The following is a 19,488-nucleotide window of genomic DNA, read 5'->3' as shown; positions in this document are numbered from 1 at the left end:
TGGCCGCTCACCCTGCCAGCCCCGAGACCTTGCGCAGCCAGGGAATGACATAGCTGATCGGGCGGCGCCAGGCGACGGTCACTTCCGCCTCGGCCAATGAGCCGCTGCTGAACTGCTGCTCAGGCCCCGAACCGCCGCTCCAGGCAAAGCCGCTCGGCGTATTGGCATCCGGCGTCAGCAGCACCCGAGCGGCAAAGGGCGCGCCCTTGGACGAGAAGCTCTGCACCAGCTGGTCATTGCGCAGGATAGCCTGCATTGCCTGTGCGGTGGTGGGGAAGTCGGAAACCGCCGCCACCGTACCCTCCATCATGCCATATTCCTCGCGCCGCACCGTGGACGGGGCGATCTGCACCGGCATGCCGGAGACCACGCGCTTTCCATCATTGGGCGGCAGATAAAGCAGAAGCTCCAGTCCGGCCGCCCCGCTCTCGATGCTCATCAGCGCCTGTCCCGGCGCAATGCGGGTGCCGGGCACGGCCTTCCACTCCACCACGCGGCCATTTGCCGGGCTGGTGATGGTTTCCTGCTGGCGCAACTGGATTTCCAGTTCGGCCTTCTGCCGCTCGGCATCAGCCAGCCGCTCCTCGGAGGAGCGGATATCCCGGTCGTTGGAATTGCGCTGCACGATGGCGTCACTTTCCACCTGCGAGATCTGACTGCGCGCTTCCAATTCGCTCTGCCGCGCTTCGGCCAACGCCCTGCGGGTTTCCAGCAGCTGCTGCCATGTAATGAGGCGGCGGTCGAACAGCGCCGTATCGCGCTTCTCCTGCTCATCCAGCACGCGCACCCGCTCCTGTGCATCGCTGACGCGCATGTTCAGTGCGTTGACGCGCGCAACCTGCGTTTCATCGGCAGCGCGGGTGCGCTCAGCGACCTGCCCCTTCAGCTCCTCCAGAAGCGCCCGGCGCTCCGCGATCACTGCGTTGATGTTATCGAGCTGCTGGCGCAGGGCGGGCTGGATCACCCGTGCCACCACCTGCCCCTGCTTCACGGCGCCACCAACCTCCACAAGAATATCCGTCAGCGTGCCGTCTCCGGTCGCCACCGCATCAACAACACGTCCGCCCGTAGTGATGAGGATGCCCGACCCTTTCACCCGCTCCGGCACACGGCCAAGGATCGACCAGCCAACCGCCAGCGCAATGAGGGCAAAAAGCGTCAGCATGGCCAGAAGGTCACGCGGACGCGTAAGTGAGATCAGCTGATCCAGCTGCTCGGGAGAAGAAAGCCGGTCCAGGGCGGCCTGCCGGAACAGCCGGGTTGCCTGATTGGACGCGCCGTCCTGCGGCGCCGGGCTCGGTTGCGATGACATTGCCCTTGCCTTCTCTTACTGCGCCACGGCCGCACTTGCGGCGGCTACGGTTTTCGTTCCGCTTGTGGACGGCATTTCCTTTGGCTGCATCAGCAGCCTCGCATCTTCCGGCGACCATCCCCCGCCCAGCGCCCGGTAAAGCGCGATAGCGGCCTGGAAGCGCGCAAGGCGCAGCTGTTCCAGACTGTCAGCGGCAGAGAAATACTCCCGCTGGGTGTTCAGCACCGTCGTCATATCCACCTGCCCGGCCTCCAGCTGCTCCTGTGTCAGCTCATAGGCCCGGCGCGCCGCAGCCACGGCCTTTCCGGCAATCGCCAGTTCCTCCCCGCTCGTATTCAGCGCCACCAGCGCCTTCTCCACGTCAGACAGCGAGGAGAGAACAGCCTGCTCATAGGTGGCGATCATTTCCTCGCGCCGGGCTTCGGCCCCTTCATCTGCGCCGCCAGCCGCGGCGCATCGAAGAGCGGCTGGGTCAGCTGGCTGGTGAAGTTGGCAACCCCGGATGCAGGGGAAATCAGCGTGCTCGTGGTCAAGCTCTCGAAGCCGCGCTGCAGCGAGAAACTCAGGCTGGGCAGCATCGCCGCCCGCGCAGCACCCACATCCTGCGAGGCCGCCAGAATCTGCGCCTCAGCCTGGCGCACATCCGGCCGCCGGCTCAGCACATCAGAGGGCAGGCCGGCGGTCAGCGGCGGCAGTTTCAGGCCTTTCAGCCCGCCCTTGCCCAGGCTGACATCGCCTGGCCGGGCGCCCACCAGAAGCGCCAGCGACAGCTCCGACTGCGACAGCGACCTTCTAAGGCTGACGATCGCAGCCTCCTGCTGGCGCACCACGGTTTCCTGCTGGGCCAGCGTCACCTGTGTGGCCGAGCCCGCCTCCACCCGCTCGCGGATGCTGTCCATCACCTTACGGGCAAGGGTAAGGTTCTGCCGGGCAATCGCCAGCCGGTCACGAAGGGAAAGTACCGTCACATAGGTCTGTGCTGTTTCCGCCGTCACAGCCAGACGTGTCGCGGCGAGCGCGAACACACCCGCCTCTTCACGGCGGGCAGCGGCGGAGTAAAGCGCTGCATTCTTGCCCCAGAAGTCCAGTTCCCAGGAGGCGGACAGGCCTGCACGGCGCAGCTGCTGCTGTGGCAGGCGCCCGCTTTCCAGCCCCGCCGCCGTGGCAGAGGACCGGAATGTGGTGCTTGTCCCGCTCAGCGCGCCTGTTGGCAAAAGCCCCGTACCGGCCTGCAACGCCCCCATTCTGCCTGACGGACGCGGGCAATCGCGGCTGCGATATCCTTGCTCCCCTCCTCCGCCCGGGAGACGAGCGCGGCAAGCTCCGGCGAGCCAAAGGCTGCCCAGAATGCAGGCGCAGCAACCGGCGCACGCATCAATGCCTCGCTTCGCGGGTCTTGATGGATATAGGCGGATGGCATAACCGGCGCAAAGTCATCGGCCGGGACCAGCGGATTGCCAACAAGCGCGCAGCCGGACAGCAGCGCTCCCAGAAGCCCGACGGCCCCGGCGCGCCTCACCCCGGCAAGCGGGAGTAAAGTCCCGTTACGCAACACTCCAAGCCGCCCGATACGCCACATACCAGCCCCACATTCCCCAAACACGTAACACCCGGCGGCGGAGCAACCCCGAAAGCACCCAAAAAACGCCAGCCGCATCCAGCACCAACGGCGGGGCACTGGCAATCCCGGCGGCGCACAATACACACCGAAAATCGAACCAGAGAACTATTAAAGGATGCGAAAAATCATCTGATAATTAAGCAAAAACAAACAAAAAATACTCAGCAACAAAACAAATACATCGGAGATGAGAATAAACATACATAGCAGAACCTCATGCATCTGAAGCATCAACAGCCATTGATATTCCACTACTACAGCACATCGAATTACATGGTATCAATATCGGACAGAGTACGTGCGATCGTAGAAGCCTTTGCCCAGTTTCAAAACGCTTCTCAGCGGATGCCGGTCTGGAGATCACCTGATGAATGCTGCAGCCCCTCTCAAGCACCCTGTTCCGGGCACGCTCAGTGCCACGGCTGGATGCCTGTGGGAGGGTGCAGAGCCCCAGAGCGCTGCAGCCACTGAGATCCTCAACGCCGGACAGCAGACCATAACGCCACCAGTCCGCGACGCCGTTGTGCAGAACCTCGTATCCCTCTTTCGTGGTGACTATCTTCTCGCAAGGCTGATGCTGGAAGAAGGCCGCTTCATGGTCTTTCAGGCCATCCTGTGTCTGAGTGCAGCACAAAACCCGGAGAACCGCGAAACCTGGCTGACACTCGGGCGCCTTCAAGCACGCCTCTCCTCATCGGGCCTGACCAGCCGCAACCGGATCGAGGCTCTGGTGGCCATCTTCGAGCGCTATGGCTTCATCGAGCGGCGGAAAGCGGAAGAGGATCTGCGGATCAGCATCCTGATGCCAACGGCGCGCATGTGGTCCGCTGATGCTCTGTTCACGGGAATGCATCTGTCCCCCTTTGCTTGCAGCCCGATGAGGGGGATCAATCGGCAGCCGCCAGCCAGCTTCTAGCCCGTCTCAGCCATACCGGCGAGACAGGCGGAAGCATGAGTGGCGCCCAGCACCAGCATGCCGACCCGATGGCGCCAGCCTGGTCCGAGCGCAGCATCGCCCCGGCAACGGCAGGCCACCGTAACTGGCGCCGGAGCTTTGCCCCCTGCTGCAGGACTACTTCGGCATGCGGATGCAGCACCGTTCCATTTCCGCACTGGCAGAGCGGGACGGCGGATACCTGACACTTCTGATGCTGCTGCATGAGGCCGCCCAAACCGGCAGCAGCCGCATACAGATGGGCTATGAATCCATCTCGGAGCATGCAGGCATCTCCAGGACCCACGCCCGCCTGCTGATGGAACAGGCCGAAACGCTGGGCCTCGTACAGCTGCATGCGCGCGGCGGCCGCGATATCGAAGTCCGGCAAAGTGCCTGGGACGCGATGGACAGCTGGCTGACAGGCAACTTCTCTTACCTGCTGGCAACTGACTGATCCGGGAAATGCAAAAGGCGCCCACCGGTTGGCAGGCGCCTTGTGTTCTGCTGCCCCTCAGGGGCGGACGGATTGAAACCGGACAAAAGCATTCAGCACGGCCAGCAAAGACGCCAGATTGTCGGAAACACCCCTGCCAGCCGAAACCCGTGCCAGCTGATCATCGGTTAGCGCCCCATCATCCACCGCAGGCGGAAGCACGAGGATAGCCTCTCCGGCTTTCTCCTCGATCACCCGGATCGAAAGCCCGCCGAAACCGTCTACACCGAGCAGCTTGCCAAGCGCAGCCGCCGGATCGGCCGTCAGCGCCTCGCGGAACGACGCATCTTCATCCGCCTTGGCTGCGGCAATGGCCTGTAGCTGGCTCTTCACCTCGGACATCTGATCCTGAACCTGCATGGTAGTTACCCCCTGTCACGGACCTGGGAAAAGCGTTCGTCATTTGCCGGAATCGCGAATGATCTTGACGATGGTGCCACGCGCCCCCACGCGGATCCGGGCAGGGATTGCCCTCGGCGCCGCCCGCCGCGTAGTCGAGGATTTCATCCGGCAGCTCGTCCTGAGCGATGGCACGCGGCAGCACCAGAACCACTTCGCCTGGCACTTCTTCCAGCACACGGATCTTGAAACCGGGGATCGGATCAACGCCGATCAGCTGCTTCAGCGCCGCGCGCGGGTCCTGCAGCAACAGCTTGCGGAAGGCCTCATCGGACTGCGCCGTCTCGATCAGTGCGCGCTCGATATGCTGACGGGCCTGCGTCATGGGATCGGGAACATGGGACATTTTCACTCCGCCTCTGTCTTGGAAAACAATCAGGGCCAGCCAGCCTGGCAAGCCACGCCAGTCATCCTGCATGCTGGGCTTGCAGGCACTCAGGAGCCTCCCAGACTGCAGAAATCATCTGAGGACCGTTATAGGCGCGAGGGGCGGGGCCGAGACGGATTGGACCTCAAAAGTGCCAAAACAAACCGCCGCGCCTGCGTTAGTAAGAAGGCAGACGAGCTAGGCTGCCGCGCGGCGGCCGGTATATGGCAGCAGGCCCCGAATGGACACCGTGACGACAGAGTATCCCGGCACACAGGTGCCGCAGATCCGGGAAACCAGCCCCGAAGATGCACCGGCCCTTGCCGCACTGACGGCAGGCGCCCTGCAATGGATGCTGGCCACGCCCACCGAAGACATGCGTGTACTGCGCCTTGCCGCCTTCATCGGCGGCGAGCCCGCCGGACTGGTCCTTTCCTGTGCAGGCGAAGACGGCCTGCAGGAACTCTCCTCCATCATGGTTGCTCCGAAATGGCGTGGCCGTGGCATCGCAATGATGCTGCTGTCCCGGCTGTGTCAGACCCTGCACAGAGGTGGGCGGCGCGGCATCTATGCCCGCTGGTCCAGCCGCTTGCCGCGCGCCGCCGAATTTGCCCGGCTGCTTGCCTCATCTGGATGGGGCCAGCCCGAAATCTCGCGCCACCGCATGTCCTGGCGCATTGGCGACTGGCCGAAAGGCTTTCCCCGGCGCGACCGCATTCTGACAAGGCTGGAAGCGAAAGGGCTGCGCTGTGCCCGCCTTGACAGTCTGACCGGCGACCTCCGCCAGCAGTTTGTGCAGGAGGGGCAGGACCTGATTGCGCAGGGACGCGCGCCGGAATGGTCCAACCCGGCCTACTGGGCGCAAGGCGAAGGTGCAGGACTAAGCCAGATCCTCTTTGACGAAACAGGCGCAGTTCAAGGCTGGCTTGTGTGCATCCAGCAATCTGCCTTCCGGCGCTGGTACATTCCGCAGGGCTGGGTCGTACGCGAACGTGTCCAGCAAGGCTGGCTTCTGGGCGCCATCGCGCGGCTGCTGCAGGTGTTGGAGGAAGAAGCCGGGCCCGACACCATTCTCATCTGCCAGCCGCCCGCCGACGTGCCCGGCGGCATGGAGCAGATGCTCGACAAGCACTTCGGCAGCCACGCGGCTTCCAACGACTACCTCTTCGAAAGCGAGTACATCTTCAGCACAGACTGAACGCTCAGCCCTCCTTGCAACACCATTGCGAGCAAACGAATGTCCCCGACACCAGCCAGGCCCCCATCGATGCATCTGACGGAGCCCGTTGAGATCAGACCTTGCAGGGCGGACGACCTGCCCCGCTTTGCTCCGCTGACGGCGCAGGGCCTTTCCGTATCGCTGCGCGAAGGGCTGACCGGAGCTGAGCAGGAGCGCTATTGCCATCTCGGGCTTTGGCTGGGCGACATTCCGGCAGGGCTGCTTCTGTCCCGGCGCAGCAGCATGGTGCCCGGCGAGCAGGAGCTTCTGTCCGTCATGGTGCTGCCACTCTTGCGCCGCCAGCATCTGGCCCTGCGCTTGCTGGAAGCCTTTGCCGCAAGAATGAAGGCAAACGGGCGCGACCGGCTTGCCACCCAATGGTCGGAACGGCTGCCGCAGGGCGAGGCTTTTGCGGGTCTGCTGACCGCCTCTGGCTGGCTGCCAGCGTCCAAGGCGCGGCTGCGCATGGCTTTTCACGTGGGTGAGCGGCACGATGCCCTGCCCCAGCACGAAATGCTGATGCGGCAACTAGAGCGCCGCGGCCTTGTTCTGAGATCTCTGGCAAGTCTTGACACGCGGCAGGAAGCAAGCTTTTCCGCCGCCATTACCCGGCTTGCGGCCCGCAATGCTCTGCCCGTCTGGGCGGACCCGCAGCTATGGCAGGAGGGGCTTGACCGGGAGGTTTCGCAAGTGCTTCTCGATGCTGGCGGAGAGCCTATGGGCTGGCTTCTGGCCCAGCATCATTCAGCGCCAGGACGCTGGACATTGCCCTGCGGCTGGCTGTCACCATCGCTTCGCTGGAATGGCGCTCTGATTGCCGGGATGGGTGAGCTGCTTGCCCGTCTGGAAGAGATACGCGGCCCCCAGTCGAGCCTCATCCTGCAACCGACAACGACTGAGGGCGCCAAAGTCTGCCGCCTGCTCGACCGCCGCTTCCGCCCCTATGCCATGTGGGCCGACAGCATTCTGGAGAGCCACAAGACACTCGGCTGAGCCGTCTTGCCGCAAAGAAGCGGAGCCACGCAAAGTGGCCCGCCTGCCCCTTAGTCAGGCTTGTTCTGGGACGGCATCAGCGCGTATCCGACACCACGGATCGTGACGATCGGCGCATCTTTTCCCTCGTGCTGCATCTTTTTACGCAGGCGGGCAATCAGGTTGTCGACCGTATGGCCGCTGATGTCACGCGGGTCACGGTTGGAGATCACATCCAACAGAAAGTCCCGGCTCAGCGGCTGCATCTGGCGGGAGGCCAGCGCAACCAGAATGTTGAACTCACCGGCCGTCAGTTCGACCAGCTGACCATTGGGGCGGAAAAGCTCACGGCGAACAACGTCCAGAATCCACCCGTCAAAGGTAATCACCGGTTCGCGCGAGCGGCGCAACACGCTGCGGATACGGGCGAGCAGCGTGCGCAGGTTGATCGGCTTCGTGACATAGTCATCCCCGCCCGCATCGAGCCCGGCCAGAATGTCATCGTCCAGAATCCCGGCCCGTCACGAAAATGAGACCAAACCGCTCACCGAGGCGCAGCTGCCGGGCCAGATTGATGCCGTCCTCATCCGGTAGATTGACGTCCAGCAGGATGATATCAGGCTGCAATCCCTGCAACCGTGCCCGCAGATCCGCACCACTGCCCGCAGTGATCACGGTCATGCCATTATCGGTGAGGAAGCCCGAGATCAGCTCCCGGCTTTCAGGTGCATCTTCAACAACGAGTACAGTTGCAGTCATCAGTGTGCTGTTTTCCCGGGCGCATCAGTTGCCTGTGCCCCCGCATTCGTTTCAAGTTCATCAATCGCTGCGCGAAGTGCGGTTGAGAGCTTATCGATAGCGCCGTTATCTGGCGCCGCATTCTGTGTCAACAACAGGCCTGCAGCATGTTGAAGGTCAGTGTAACCCATGTTCGCTGCGCTTCCCTTCACGCGGTGTGCAATACGCTGCAGCTCCACGCTACCAGCTTCAACCTTACGCAAAGCTTGAAGCTGCTCCTTCAAATTCTCAAGGAACAAGATTTTGAGTTGCGCAAGCCGCTCTTCCCCCAGCAGCTGGGCTGGAGCAGGCGCCTCATGCCCTGCCCCGCCGGAGGACGCGGGGCCACTCAGAAGCTGCCCAAGGTCTTCCGCAAGGTCCCGCACACGCTTGCCCTGCGCACGGCCGCAGTTGAAAACTGCTTCTGCACCAAGCCGCTGCAGCTCATCCAGCGCGGCAGGCCCACAAGCGCAGGTCACAAGCCGCATCCCTCCCTCGCAAAGCTCCTGCGCTGCAGCAACATCGCCCATACGACGCGGGAACAGGATCATCACCGGAAAGGCCCGGACAGCCAGGATATGCTGTGCAGCCTTCACGTCCGGCAGCGGGAATACACGGTAGCCAAGTCCGGTAAGCTCCTCGGGAAGCCCTGGCGGAACGTCACCTGCAATCAGAAGATCAGAACCAGGAAGGATGTTGAACGGGCGCATCGGGCGCCGTTCGGCCACAGGCCGCTCCTGTGCCTGCCGCCGGCTGGCGACCCGGTGCAGCATATCGTTCAGCAGTTCCGGACGCACCGGCTTTTCCAGATGCCCGTCCATGCCCGCCTCCAGAGACCGGCGGCGGTCCTCCGGCAGCGCATTGGCCGTGAGCGCGATAACCGGCAGCTGGCGGAAGGCACCACCCAGCGCCCGGATGGCGCTGCAGGTCTCATACCCGTCCATGCCCGGCATCTGCAGGTCCATCAGCACCACATCGAAGGGGCGCACCTGCACCAGTTTCAGGGCGTCTTCGCCACTGTCTGCCACAGTGCAGACATGACCCTCACGTTCCAGCAACCCGCAGGCAACCAGCTGATTCACCGGATTGTCTTCCACCAGCAGGATCGCCAGGCTGCGCAGCGGCACCTTTCCGGCACGGGCGCCTGCAGCCAGCTCTGCCTCAACTGCCGCCAGCGCACGCTCGGACGCCTGCGTCATGGGCAGGTTCAGCTGGAAACAGCTGCCCTCTCCCTTGATGCTGGTGACAGAGACGCTTCCGCCCATGGCTTCCGCCAGACGTTTGCAAATGACAAGGCCAAGGCCCGAGCCGCCATAGCGGCGGCGGATCGAGGCATCCGCTTGCGAAAAGGGCTGGAACAGGCGCGGCAACTCTTCCTCCGAAATACCGATGCCGGTATCCCGGACAGAAAAGCGGAGCGGCAGGGCCCCGCCGCCTGCCTGCGTCCCGCCGGGCAGCGCCCCTTGCAGATCCACCGTGATGGTAACCAGCCCCTGCTCGGTGAACTTCACCGCATTGCCGGCCAGATTGAGCAAGATCTGGCGCAGTCTTGCCGGATCCCCCGTCACCATGCGCGGCACATCGGGATGGAAATCGAGGCGGACGGACAGTCCCTTCTCCTGCGCCTTGGGACTGACCAGAGTTACAACATCCTTGAGGATCTGATGCAGGTCCAGGGGCACATTTTCGTGATCTGCCGTTCCCGTCTCCAGTTTCGACAGGTCCAGCACATCATCAAGAATGGTGGCCAGAGCCTCGGCGGATTGCTGTAGAATTTCCAGCCGCGTGCGGGCAACCGGCGGCAGATCCTCGGCCTGGGCCAGCCGAACCATGCCGAGCACCCCATTGAGCGGTGTACGGATCTCATGGCTCATGACGGCAAGGAAGTCCGCCTTCACCCTTGCACCCGCCTCTGCCTCATCCTTGGCCTGCCGCAGCTCCTCGTTGATCTGCCGCTCGCGATCGATGCGCAGGAATTCCTCCCGCCGCATGCGGTTGAGCTGCACCCGTGCCACGCTTCCGGCAACATAGCCGACGGTCACTGCCAGAAAGATGGAAGCCAGATCGAGCGGCGTTTCGGGCTGAGGCCTCAGAACCCCCAGAACAACAGACTGAGCAGAGGTGCATAGGCACTCGTCAGCGCCACCATCCAGAAACGGCCGGGCAGATACATGGGCATGGAAATGGCGATCAGGGGCAGCAGCAAACCACCATGGCGGGTCAGTGCCGGATGGTCGAAGATCAAGCCATTGAGAAAGAAGAAGGGAATAATCTGGGCATAGGTCAGCCAGGTGACGCGCTGGTGGCTGACCTGTTTGTTGAGCCCGAACAGCACCGCGATGCAAAGCGCCGCCAGCACCGCACGTATGCCCAGGAAAAACAGCAAACGCGGCTCGTCCAGCATCATCACATCCATCGGGATGAAGGCAAGGCTGGAAATGGTCGTGGCCAGAATGCAAAGCTTGGCCGAGCCGAGCGTCTCGCGCAGCGACGCCTTGCAATAGGCTTCCTCCCGCTCACGATCGAGAAATTCGCCTGTCCAGCTGAACAGCCGTGATGCAGGAAGGTCCAGGGCGGGCTGCATGCTCATCAGAATCGGGCCTGCGCAGGTCTTTGGTTTCCCGAAGACATAGCGCCTTATTGACCCGCGCGCGACGTCAACCCGAAAAACGCCAGAAGCTTAACTGCCAGCAGCCAGCTTCAGCACATCCGCCTCACTAACCTCCGTCAGCGGCATGTGCAGACGGTGGACCTCGATAGGATGTCCTTCGCGCAACAGGCCGATGACCGTTTCCACATCCGGGCAGCCCTCATCCCGGCACGTCAGTTCGGACAAGGAGACGGCTACGTCCTCTTCCAGCGCAAAGGCCGTGCGGACCCAGCCTTTGATCTCGGCGATCTTCTGCGGAATACCGCGTGAGCGCGGCTTGAGCGGATTGATGAATGCCGTCATGTATCAGGCGTCCCGTGTTGGTTTGGGCCCCAGCCCGATTGCATTGCGCAGACGCTCCATGGCCGAAGGGCGGCCCACAAGCACCGCTTCAAACAGCTCCCGGACGGGCTTTTCCTCCAGCTCGTCCGTGATGAACACCAGCCGTCCGCGATGGTCCTCGCTCGGCCAGGCCTCCAGCTGGACCGCTGGGAAGACAGCATGCTGAACCGCATGGATCACCAGGGGCTTGTCCGGAGCCCCTTCCAGTGCGATCAGCCCCTTGACGCGCAGAAGGCGCGGCCCGGCGGCCTTCACCAGCACATCCATGAAGCGCTTGTAGTTTGCCTCGGCAAAAGGCGTATCGGAGGTGAGCACGAAGCTATTCACCCGCGCAGCGTGGCGGGAAAGGCCGCTCTTGCCTTGGGCATGCCCCTGCCCCCTTCGGCGCTGACGGCCTGATCCATGGCAAGCCACCCCAGCACGTCCTCGCCAAGACTGGCCGGTTGATAGTTGCGCGGCACGAACAGACTGTCGAGAACAACGCCCTCCCCGTGCCGGTCAATGAGTTCAGCAGCCGGGTTCAGCTGGCGCAGGCCTTCTGCCAGCTGAGCGATATCGCACTTGCTTGCCGGGTCCTGCGCCAGATCGGTCTTGGTCAGGACGATACGGTCGGCAAAGGCCACCTGCTTGGCAGCCTCGAAATGGTTCTCCAGCGTGATCTCGCCGGTGATGATGTCCACCGTGGTGACGACACCGGCGAGCACGAAATGCCGCGCCACGACATGATCGCGCAGGCCCATGGCAGGCATGGCACCCGCCACCAGCTGATTGACCAGCGGTGCCGGATCGGCAAGGCCCGTGGTTTCGATGACGACACGGGAAAACGGGGCCACGTCACCGCTCTCCACCGCTTCATACAGCTCGTACAGGGTTCCGCGAACATCCGCGCCCGCCGTGCAGCAGAGGCAGCCAGTGGACGTGCGCATCAACTCACCCCGGCCCACCCGGACCAGGTCATGATCAATCGGCACTTCGCCGAACTCGTTGATGATGATCGCCGTATCGTGCCCGTTCTCACGGCTCAACAGCTCCTGCAAGAGCGTCGATTTACCTGAACCCAGAAAACCGGTGAGGACAATAACGGGGATTTTCTGCGTGATCTTTGGCATTCCGTCCCCATTTCCTCACACCGGCAACTGCACCTGCTCCCGTCATGCCTTGAGGCAATCCGGCAGGACACCGCTTAGAGATAGGCATCTGGCACGTGCTGGCAAGCGAGTGCGCTGATGTAATACTATTACACACACCTCAGCGACGCAAGGCGGTCAGCCGCTTGACAGCAAGAACGATCAGGATTTTAGTTCGTCAATCTGACGAACTAAAAAGCACCTCATATGTCCCCACTCCCGCAGCACCCGGCCACGCATCACGCCGTATTCCAGCAACTTCTCTCCGATGGCCCCATGTCCCGGGCCGAGCTGGCGCGCCGCTGCGGCTTGTCGAAACAAACGCTGACACTCATCTGCCGGGCGCTGGAGAATGCGGGCCTCATCCGCCAAACCGGTGAGACCGAAGGTCACATCGGGCGCCGGGCCAGCGTTTTCGCCCCGGTTCCGGAAGCGGCCTGCTGCGCGGTGGTGGATCTGGGGGGCACCAAGGTGGCGGTTGCCCTTGCCACCCTCACCGGCTCACTGCTGCCTGGCCTGACAGAGCCAACGGACAGCCGGGGCGGCCAGCATGTCATCACCCAGATCGCCCGCCTGTGCCGGGAAGCTGCTGCGGCTTCCGGCATTGAGTGGAACCGGGTGCGCCATGCCGTCATCGGCGTGCCCGGCGCGCCCGACAGCAGGACAGGCCAGGTGATGATGGCCCCCAACATTCCCAGCTTTGACACATTCGACGTGCGTGCTGCCTTCGCCGAAGCGTTCGGATGCAGCGTACAGCTGGAAAATGACGTGAACCTCTCGGCGGAGGGCGAGCGGTGGGCACTGTCTGCCGCCGCTCCCGTTCTGAACATGGCCTATATCTCCATCGGCACCGGCATCGGCTGCGGTCTGATCTGCGATGGACGGCTCTTGCGCGGTGCCGCGCATGCGGCCGGAGAGATCGCCTTTTTGCCCTTTGGCGCTGATCCGTTCGACCCTCAATCGCGGGGCTGCGGCGCGCTGGAACTGGAAGCAGGTTCTCATGGCATGCGCCGCCGTTATCTTGCGCGAAGCGGCAAGGACATCACGGTGCCGGAGATCTTCGCCCTCGCAGAGGAGGGCAATGCAGCCGCAGAAGCCGTGCTGGATGACACCGCCCGGCTGGTGGCCCGCGCCATTGCTGCCCTTGCTGCCATCACCAACCCTGCCCTTGTGGTGCTGGGTGGTTCCATCGGCACAAGGCCGGATTTCAGCACCCGCGTCAGCGCGCTTCTGCCGCTGTGCTGTCCCGCTGCGCCGGAGCTTCGCAGATCGCAACTTGGCGGGGAAGCACCCTTGACGGGCGCAGCACGCCTCGGCCTTTCCCGGCTGATCGAAGCAGCGCTCCGTGCCTGAGTAGCGCCCTTCATTCCACGAGCGCAGTCCCCCGGACGGCTTCGGTAGAAACACGGTTGCCCTTGCGCCATTTCCCCCGCTACTTTCAGAGCCGGTAAGGCTCACGGGAGGAGACCTTGTCCTCGTGTGGCCACACACCAGTGCCGGGCTGCAGCCGACGCTGCGCCCGATGCCGGGTGAGAACACCGGAACCAAAAGGGAGGCATATTCATGAACCTGTTCAAGCGTTCGCTTGGTGCTGCTGCCATCGCGGCCACCGCCATTGGCGTTGCCATGGCACCGGCCAAGGCCGAATTCATCAACGTGCTCACGGGTGGCACATCCGGCGTCTACTATCCGCTGGGCGTTGCCCTTTCCAAAATCTATGGCGAGAAGATCGAAGGCGCCCGCCCGCAGGTACAGGCCACCAAGGCTTCTGTCGAGAACCTCAACCTGCTGCAACAGGGCAAGGGCGAGATCGGCTTTGCCCTTGGCGATTCCGTCAAGCTGGCCTGGGAAGGCAATGCTGAGGCCGGTTTCAAGGCTCCGCTGAACAAGCTGCGCGGCATCGCCGCCATCTATCCGAACTACATCCAGATCGTCGCCTCCAAGGACAGCGGCATCACCGATCTGGCCGGCCTCAAGGGCAAGAGCCTGTCGGTGGGCGCCGCCAAGTCCGGTACGGAGCTGAACGCCCGCGCCATCTTTGCTGCCGCAGGCATGGGTTATGACGATCTTGCCAAGACCGAATATCTGCCGTTTGCCGAGTCCGTGGAACTGATGAAGAACCGCCAGCTCGACGCCACCCTGCAGTCCGCAGGGCTTGGTGTCGCCTCGCTGAAGGACCTGGCTACCTCCGTTCCGGTCAACATGGTGGCCGTGCCGGAAGACGTGGTGACGAAGCTGGGCGCGCCCTACATTGCCGCCACCATTCCAGCTGGCACCTACGAGGGCCAGAGCGCCGATGTGCCGACGGTCGCGGTCGTCAACTTCCTCGTCACCCATGAGGATGTCTCGGACGAGACCGCCTACCAGATGACCAAGCAGCTGTTCGAGAACCTGCCGGAAATGGTTGCCGCCCATGCGGCAGCAAAGGCCATCAGCCTCGACAAGGCAATTACCGGCATGCCCGTGCCGCTGCATCCGGGCGCAGAGCGCTACTACAAGGAAAAGGGCCTGATGTAAGGCCTCGCCTGACGAGGGAGCGCAGCATCTGCGCTCCCTCTCTTTCTTATTACCCCTTCTCCCTTTGCATAGACGCACCCCGCGAAAGTTCGAGCCGCGCATGAGCACATCCCTGTCATCGCAGACCCAGGTTGCCGCCCCTCAGGAAGACCCGCATGGCGCCGGTTTTCAGGAAGGCTTCGAGGGCCGCCTGCTGTTCTGGATCGCCTTTGCCTTTTCCGCCTTCCAGATTGCCACGGCCGCGCATGTGATCGACCTGCCAAGCCAGATCGTGCGCGCTGTCCATGTCGGATTTCTCGGCCTGCTCACCTTTCCCCTGGTCGCCGCCGCCCGGCACGACAAGCTGCCGGTGCGCGTTTTGGCCTGGCTCATGGCTTTCGCGTCTGTCTCCGTCGCAGCCTATCAATGGTGGGACTATACGGATCTGCTCATCCGCTCCGGTGACCCGCTGCCGCGGGATCTGGTCATGGGCGTCATCGCGCTTGTAACGGTCTTTGCCGCCGCCTGGGCGATGATGGGGCTGGCCCTGCCGATCATCGCAGGTCTTTTCTCGCCTATTGCCTCTTCGGCCAGTTTCTGCCGCCGCCGCTGGACCATCGCGGCTACGACTTTTCACAGGTCGTCGAACACATGACGTACGGCACGGAAGGCATCTACGGCATTCCGGTCTACGTCAGCTCCAGCTTCATCTTCCTGTTCATCCTCTTCGGCTCCTTCCTGGAACGGGCCGGGATGATCAAGCTCTTCACCGATGTCAGCCTCGGCCTCGTCGGCCATGCCACGGGCGGGGCTGCGAAGGTGTCCGTCATTTCCTCCGGTCTTATGGGCACCATTTCCGGCTCGGGTGTCGCCAATGTGGTCACCACCGGCCAGTTCACCATCCCGCTGATGAAGCGCTTCGGCTACCGCCCCGCCTTTGCCGGCGGCGTGGAGGCCACATCCTCCATGGGCGGACAGATCATGCCGCCGGTGATGGGCGCGGTGGCCTTCATCATGGCCGAAACGCTGGGTGTCGAATATTATGAGGTGGTGCAGGCAGCCCTCATTCCCGCCGTGCTCTATTTTGCTTCCGCTTTCTGGATGGTGCATCTGGAAGCAGGCAAGCGGAACCTGCGCGGCCTGCCGAAGGATGAGCTGCCCTCCGCCAGCAAAGCACTGAAGGAAGGCTGGTTCCTGCTGCTGCCGCTCGGCGTACTGGTCTATCTGCTCTTCGGCGGCTACACGCCGCTCTTTGCCGGCACCATTGGTCTGGGGCTGACGGTCCTGCTGATCCTCGGCGGCTCCATTGCGCTTGGCCTGCCGCAAGGCGTCATCCGGTCGATCTTCTGGATCGGCCTTGGCCTGACGGGCGCCGCCTTCTTTGCGCTCGGCATCAAGGTGCTGCTGATCGCCATTTCGGCGCTGATCCTCATCAACATCTTCACCAAGGGCGGACGCAACACGCTGGCCCTGTGCCGCGACAGTCTCGCCGATGGCGCCCGCACCGCCTTGCCCGTGGGCGTCGCCTGTGCCCTCGTCGGCATCATCATCGGCACCATGACGCTGACGGGCGCCGCCACCACCTTCGGCCAGTTCATCGTCAGCGTCGGACAGAACAGCCTGTTCCTTTCCCTGCTGCTGACCATGGTCACCTGCATCGTGCTGGGCATGGGCATCCCGACGATCCCGAACTACATCATCACCTCATCCATCGCAGGTCCTGCCCTTCTGGAACTTGGCGTGCCGCTGATCGTCAGCCACATGTTCGTGTTCTATTTCGGCATTCTGGCTGACCTCACCCCTCCCGTGGCACTCGCCTGCTTTGCCGCAAGCCCGATCGCCAAGGAAAGCGGATTGAAGATCTCCTTCGAGGCGGTGAAAGTCGCGGCGGCCGGTTTCGTCATCCCCTTCATGGCCGTCTATACACCGGCTCTGATGCTGCAAAATGGCGGGGCTCTGGCAGCCAGCATCGGCTATGTCCCGGCGGTGATCTACGTCGTCCTCAAGGTCGCCATTGCCATCGGTCTGTGGGGCGCTGCCGTGATCGGCTGGCTCGGCGTGCCTCTGCCCCTTTGGATGCGCGCACTTGCCATGGCTTCCGCCTTCACGCTCGTTGCCGCACTGCCTGTCACGGATGAAGTTGGGCTGGCGCTCTTCGCCCTCTTCGCCTTCCTCGTCTGGCGGGCCAACACGGCCGCAGGCAACAAGGCCACCCCGAACACAGGCGGATGAGCGCCTGTCTTCTGGCCGGAGCGTTGACGCTCAGCCTATCCGGCCCCTTCACGCTGGAATGGACCCACTCCGTCGAAAAGACGGCGTGGCAGGAAACCTGGGCTGTAACGGAGGAAGGCCTCAAGCTTCAGGAGGCCCGCGTGCGCGGCTCTGGCGCAGGCATGGAGCCGGGCGATGGCGCCCGGCTTCAGGACGGCTGGTGGGTCTGGACGCCAACCCTGCCGCCGCAAGGAGAGCTGCTTCTCGCCGCCTCCGGCGCCACCGTATCCGGCTGGACCCTCTGCGCAGACGGCACCTGCCACACGATCGGAGCTGAAGCCTCGGAACCAGTCAGGATTGCGCCATGTGAGTAGGAGCGGCTGCGCCCCTATTCCTCACTTCACCATGTCGCGCTGGTAGATCCAGTCATGGTCCGGGTGGTTCTTGAAGCGCCACTTGCGCAAAGGGCCGGCCATGACGTTGAGATAGTACATCTCGTAGCCATAGGGCGAGCCGCAGGGGTGGTGGCCTTTGGGGACCAGAACCACGTCGTGGTTGGAGACGGCCATCGTCTCGTCGAGGGAGCCGTCTTCGGTGAAGACCCGCTGGATGCCGAAGCCCTGCGCCGGGTTGAGCCGGTGGTAATAGGTCTCTTCCAGATAGGTCATATCCGGATAGTTGTCCTCGTCATGCCGGTGCGGCGGATAGGACGACCAGTGCCCGGAGGGGTGAAGACTTCCGTCACCAGAAGGCTGCCGGCCACATCCCGCCCTTCCATGGCGATGTTGTGGATGTAGCGGGTGTTGGTGCCCTGCCCGCGCTGGTCAAGCTGGATGCCATCCGGCCCCAGCACCTGCGCTTCATGGGTGCCGTTGCCCGGCGCAGAGCAGACAGCGAGTGTCAGGTCCGTGGTGGCGGTAGCCGACCAGTCCGACTGGTCCGGCACATAAAGGCAGGCGGGCGGCAGACGCTCGAACACGTCCATGCGCAGGCCCATCTCGCCGAAGTCCTTGCCCGATGCGGAGAGGCGGGCCTTGCCCTCGACAAGCACGAGGATGACTTCGCGTCCGCCGGTGGCCTCACCAACGCTTTCGCCCGCCTTCAGGCGGTAAAGATCAAAGCCCACATAGCCCCAGCCGGCGCTTTCCGGTGTGATGGCGTGGGTCTTGCCGTGGGTGCCTTGCGGCTTTCTCAGAAGCTTGCTCATGCCGTTCCGTCTCCGCCCTGTTGCGGCTTGTAGGTGATGATCAGAGCCCATGCGGCATAGACCGCAATGGCCGCGAAGAACAGCGCCCAGCCCGTGGAGCCGTTCCAGTATTCAAACCCGGCCCAGCCAGCCGTGACAACGACAATGGCAATGCGCCGCCACAGCGGGCCATAAAAGGAATGGGTCGGGTCAATAATCTTCATCAAGGTCTCTTTGCTGCCTGGGATCAGGGGAGAGCGGGTGCGCCGAGCGTAGCAGATGGCAGGGGCCTGTGCTGCACATATCCCGTCCGGAGCTTCATGCCATGTTTCCCTGGCTCGGCCTTTTGCCGCAGCACCCCTCTCCCCCGTCAAGGGGAGAGGGGTTTGTACCTGTCGGAAGTCCGTTGTAAACATTGCCCAACCGGGGAGACGGAGGCCGGAAACTCCCAGCCTCACGCAACCCCCAGCTCCATCACCTGCCCTTGTCGAGACCGGCCTCGCGGGCGAAGCTGCGCAGGGCGTTGAAGCCCATGCTCTGATACTCGAAGGGATTGCGCACGCTCGGGTCCTGTTCGGCCTCGATGACAAGCCAGCCTTCATAGCCATGAGCCGCTGCGCTCTTCAGCACGGGCAGGAAGTCCACGCCGCCTTCCGCATCGCCCGGCACGGTGAAGACACCGCGGCGCACGCCTTCGAGGAAGGAGAGGTTTTCCTCACGCACCTGACGCATGATGTCCGGGCGCACGTTCTTGGCATGGATATGGCGCACGCGGGCCATGTGGCGCTCTGCCACCGCCGCCGGATTGCCGCCGCCGAAATAGCAGTGGCCGGTGTCGAACAACAGCTTGGTGGCCGGTCCCGTGTGCTGCATGAACAGATCGATTTCCGCCTCGCTCTCCACCACCGTGCCCATGTGGTGGTGATAGACCAGCGTGATGCCCTGCTCTGCCGCAAAGACCGCCAGCGCCTCGACGCCCCGGCCAAAGTCAGCCCACTCGGAGGCAGCCAGCACCGGCTTGTTGTTCACCGGCACGCCGTCATTGCCGTGGATGGCATTGGAGGTTTCGCAGGTAATGATCACCTTGGACCCCACCGCCTTCAGCAGGTCGAGGAAAGGCTGCATCGCTGCCTTCTCGTCCTCGATGGAGTTGGTCAGAAGGTTCAGCGAATGCCAGCCGGAGATGTATTTCAGCCCGCGTCCGCCCAGCTCCTTTGCAATGCCTTCCGGCGTCGTCGGCAGCTTGTGACCCTTCTCGATGCCGTCGAAACCGATCTTGGCGGTTTCATCGAGGCACTGCTCAAGCGAAATATGGGCGCCGAGGGTCTGGTCGTCGTCGTTGGACCAGGCAATAGGATTGGTGCCGTAGAGGATCATGG

At 63.2% G+C, this 19,488-nt stretch carries 22 protein-coding genes and 2 pseudogenes; 8 read left to right on the top strand and 16 right to left on the bottom strand.

Translation table 11 applies throughout. From position 1 onward, the window contains the following. Positions 1-7 precede the first annotated feature (7 nt). The 4 genes from ACQB61_RS01735 to ACQB61_RS01720 are packed head-to-tail and all read right to left on the bottom strand — an operon-like array spanning position 8 to position 2,831. Positions 8-1,312 (bottom strand): NHLP bacteriocin system secretion protein, encoded by a 1,305-nt coding sequence (locus tag ACQB61_RS01735; RefSeq protein ID WP_430511232.1) that lies wholly within the window; start codon positions 1,310-1,312, stop codon positions 8-10. 15 nt (positions 1,313-1,327) lie between these two features. Further along, positions 1,328-1,717: a TolC family protein gene (locus tag ACQB61_RS01730; protein WP_430511231.1), complete on the bottom strand. Its 390-nt coding sequence runs from the start codon at positions 1,715-1,717 to the stop codon at positions 1,328-1,330. Continuing rightward, entirely contained in the window at positions 1,714-2,556 is an 843-nt protein-coding gene (locus tag ACQB61_RS01725; protein WP_430511230.1) for a TolC family protein, read from the bottom strand. The genes ACQB61_RS01730 and ACQB61_RS01725 overlap by 4 nt, the downstream gene beginning before the upstream one ends. Next, positions 2,508-2,831 carry a hypothetical protein gene (locus tag ACQB61_RS01720; protein ID WP_430511229.1) on the bottom strand — a complete coding sequence of 108 codons (324 nt, stop codon included), beginning with the start codon at positions 2,829-2,831 and terminating at the stop codon, positions 2,508-2,510. The genes ACQB61_RS01725 and ACQB61_RS01720 overlap by 49 nt, the downstream gene beginning before the upstream one ends. Positions 2,832-3,300: 469 nt before the next feature. Between ACQB61_RS01720 and ACQB61_RS01715 the strand changes: the two genes are divergently transcribed. Continuing rightward, the gene (locus ACQB61_RS01715) at positions 3,301-3,849 is read left to right on the top strand and encodes a hypothetical protein (protein WP_430511228.1); all 549 of its coding nucleotides are present in this window, start codon (positions 3,301-3,303) and stop codon (positions 3,847-3,849) included. Positions 3,850-4,015: 166 nt separating this feature from the next. Then, positions 4,016-4,324: a hypothetical protein gene (locus tag ACQB61_RS01710; RefSeq protein WP_430511227.1), complete on the top strand. Its 309-nt coding sequence runs from the start codon at positions 4,016-4,018 to the stop codon at positions 4,322-4,324. Between the two features lie 57 nt (positions 4,325-4,381). On the opposite strand, the gene ACQB61_RS01705 is transcribed toward ACQB61_RS01710, so the two are convergent. Together ACQB61_RS01705 and ACQB61_RS01700 are read right to left on the bottom strand one after the other, a co-directional pair. Further along, a complete protein-coding gene (locus ACQB61_RS01705) occupies positions 4,382-4,705 on the bottom strand; it encodes an NHLP leader peptide family natural product precursor (protein ID WP_430511226.1) in 324 nt (107 codons plus the stop codon). Continuing rightward, positions 4,653-5,108 carry an NHLP leader peptide family RiPP precursor gene (locus tag ACQB61_RS01700; RefSeq protein ID WP_430511225.1) on the bottom strand — a complete coding sequence of 152 codons (456 nt, stop codon included), beginning with the start codon at positions 5,106-5,108 and terminating at the stop codon, positions 4,653-4,655. Before ACQB61_RS01700 ends, ACQB61_RS01705 begins: the two co-directional genes overlap by 53 nt. Positions 5,109-5,370: 262 nt before the next feature. Here ACQB61_RS01700 and ACQB61_RS01695 point away from each other — a divergent pair, with 262 nt between their 5' ends. Next, on the top strand, positions 5,371-6,327 hold the full coding sequence (locus tag ACQB61_RS01695; protein WP_430511224.1) for a GNAT family N-acetyltransferase: 957 nt from the start codon (positions 5,371-5,373) through the stop codon (positions 6,325-6,327). Positions 6,328-6,396: 69 nt separating this feature from the next. Continuing rightward, positions 6,397-7,341, top strand: coding sequence for a GNAT family N-acetyltransferase (locus ACQB61_RS01690; RefSeq protein WP_430511223.1), 945 nt, complete (start codon positions 6,397-6,399; stop codon positions 7,339-7,341). Between the two features lie 50 nt (positions 7,342-7,391). Here ACQB61_RS01690 and ACQB61_RS01685 read toward each other — a convergent pair whose 3' ends face one another. The 7 genes from ACQB61_RS01685 to ACQB61_RS01655 form a co-directional block, all read right to left on the bottom strand. Continuing rightward, positions 7,392-7,733, bottom strand: coding sequence for a winged helix-turn-helix domain-containing protein (locus tag ACQB61_RS01685; protein ID WP_430511222.1), 342 nt, complete (start codon positions 7,731-7,733; stop codon positions 7,392-7,394). Positions 7,734-7,818: 85 nt separating this feature from the next. Then, the gene (locus tag ACQB61_RS01680) at positions 7,819-8,079 is read right to left on the bottom strand and encodes a response regulator (RefSeq protein WP_430511221.1); all 261 of its coding nucleotides are present in this window, start codon (positions 8,077-8,079) and stop codon (positions 7,819-7,821) included. Beyond that, positions 8,079-10,139 (bottom strand): ATP-binding protein, encoded by a 2,061-nt coding sequence (locus tag ACQB61_RS01675; RefSeq protein ID WP_430511220.1) that lies wholly within the window; start codon positions 10,137-10,139, stop codon positions 8,079-8,081. The genes ACQB61_RS01680 and ACQB61_RS01675 overlap by 1 nt, the downstream gene beginning before the upstream one ends. 47 nt (positions 10,140-10,186) lie before the next feature. Continuing rightward, positions 10,187-10,687, bottom strand: a complete 501-nt coding sequence (locus ACQB61_RS01670; protein ID WP_430511219.1) for a hypothetical protein — start codon at positions 10,685-10,687, stop codon at positions 10,187-10,189. Positions 10,688-10,777: 90 nt separating this feature from the next. Continuing rightward, on the bottom strand, positions 10,778-11,050 hold the full coding sequence (locus ACQB61_RS01665) for a nitrate reductase (protein WP_430511218.1): 273 nt from the start codon (positions 11,048-11,050) through the stop codon (positions 10,778-10,780). Between the two features lie 3 nt (positions 11,051-11,053). Continuing rightward, positions 11,054-11,404, bottom strand: a complete 351-nt coding sequence (locus ACQB61_RS01660; protein WP_430511217.1) for a GTP-binding protein — start codon at positions 11,402-11,404, stop codon at positions 11,054-11,056. Positions 11,405-11,412: 8 nt separating this feature from the next. Next, positions 11,413-12,198, bottom strand: a complete 786-nt coding sequence (locus ACQB61_RS01655) for a CobW family GTP-binding protein (RefSeq protein WP_430511216.1) — start codon at positions 12,196-12,198, stop codon at positions 11,413-11,415. 225 nt (positions 12,199-12,423) lie between these two features. Between ACQB61_RS01655 and ACQB61_RS01650 the strand changes: the two genes are divergently transcribed. The 4 genes and pseudogenes from ACQB61_RS01650 (at position 12,424) to ACQB61_RS01635 (ending at position 17,297) form a co-directional block, all read left to right on the top strand. Beyond that, positions 12,424-13,569 (top strand): ROK family transcriptional regulator, encoded by a 1,146-nt coding sequence (locus ACQB61_RS01650; RefSeq protein WP_430511215.1) that lies wholly within the window; start codon positions 12,424-12,426, stop codon positions 13,567-13,569. Positions 13,570-13,779: 210 nt separating this feature from the next. After that, a complete protein-coding gene (locus ACQB61_RS01645; protein WP_430511214.1) occupies positions 13,780-14,733 on the top strand; it encodes a TAXI family TRAP transporter solute-binding subunit in 954 nt (317 codons plus the stop codon). Positions 14,734-14,833: 100 nt separating this feature from the next. Then, positions 14,834-16,944: pseudogene (locus ACQB61_RS01640) on the top strand (TRAP transporter permease). Then, positions 16,941-17,297, top strand: a complete 357-nt coding sequence (locus tag ACQB61_RS01635; protein WP_430511213.1) for a DUF1850 domain-containing protein — start codon at positions 16,941-16,943, stop codon at positions 17,295-17,297. Before ACQB61_RS01640 ends, ACQB61_RS01635 begins: the two are co-directional and overlap by 4 nt. Positions 17,298-17,318: 21 nt before the next feature. Here the strand turns inward: ACQB61_RS01635 and iolB are convergent. The 3 genes and pseudogenes from iolB to iolE form a co-directional block, all read right to left on the bottom strand. After that, positions 17,319-18,130: pseudogene (gene iolB / locus ACQB61_RS01630) on the bottom strand (5-deoxy-glucuronate isomerase). After that, the gene (locus tag ACQB61_RS01625) at positions 18,127-18,333 is read right to left on the bottom strand and encodes a hypothetical protein (RefSeq protein WP_430511212.1); all 207 of its coding nucleotides are present in this window, start codon (positions 18,331-18,333) and stop codon (positions 18,127-18,129) included. The pseudogene iolB and the gene ACQB61_RS01625 overlap by 4 nt, the downstream one beginning before the upstream one ends. Before the next feature lie 250 nt (positions 18,334-18,583). Then, positions 18,584-19,486, bottom strand: a complete 903-nt coding sequence (gene iolE, locus ACQB61_RS01620) for a myo-inosose-2 dehydratase (RefSeq protein WP_430511211.1) — start codon at positions 19,484-19,486, stop codon at positions 18,584-18,586. Between the last annotated feature and the right edge of the window lie 2 nt (positions 19,487-19,488).

The organism is Pannonibacter phragmitetus (genome assembly GCF_050510895.1).
Lineage (GTDB): Bacteria > Pseudomonadota > Alphaproteobacteria > Rhizobiales > Stappiaceae > Pannonibacter > Pannonibacter phragmitetus_B.
The sequence above is the reverse complement of the archived record's forward strand: the minus strand, read 5'-3'. Positions and strand labels throughout refer to the sequence as shown.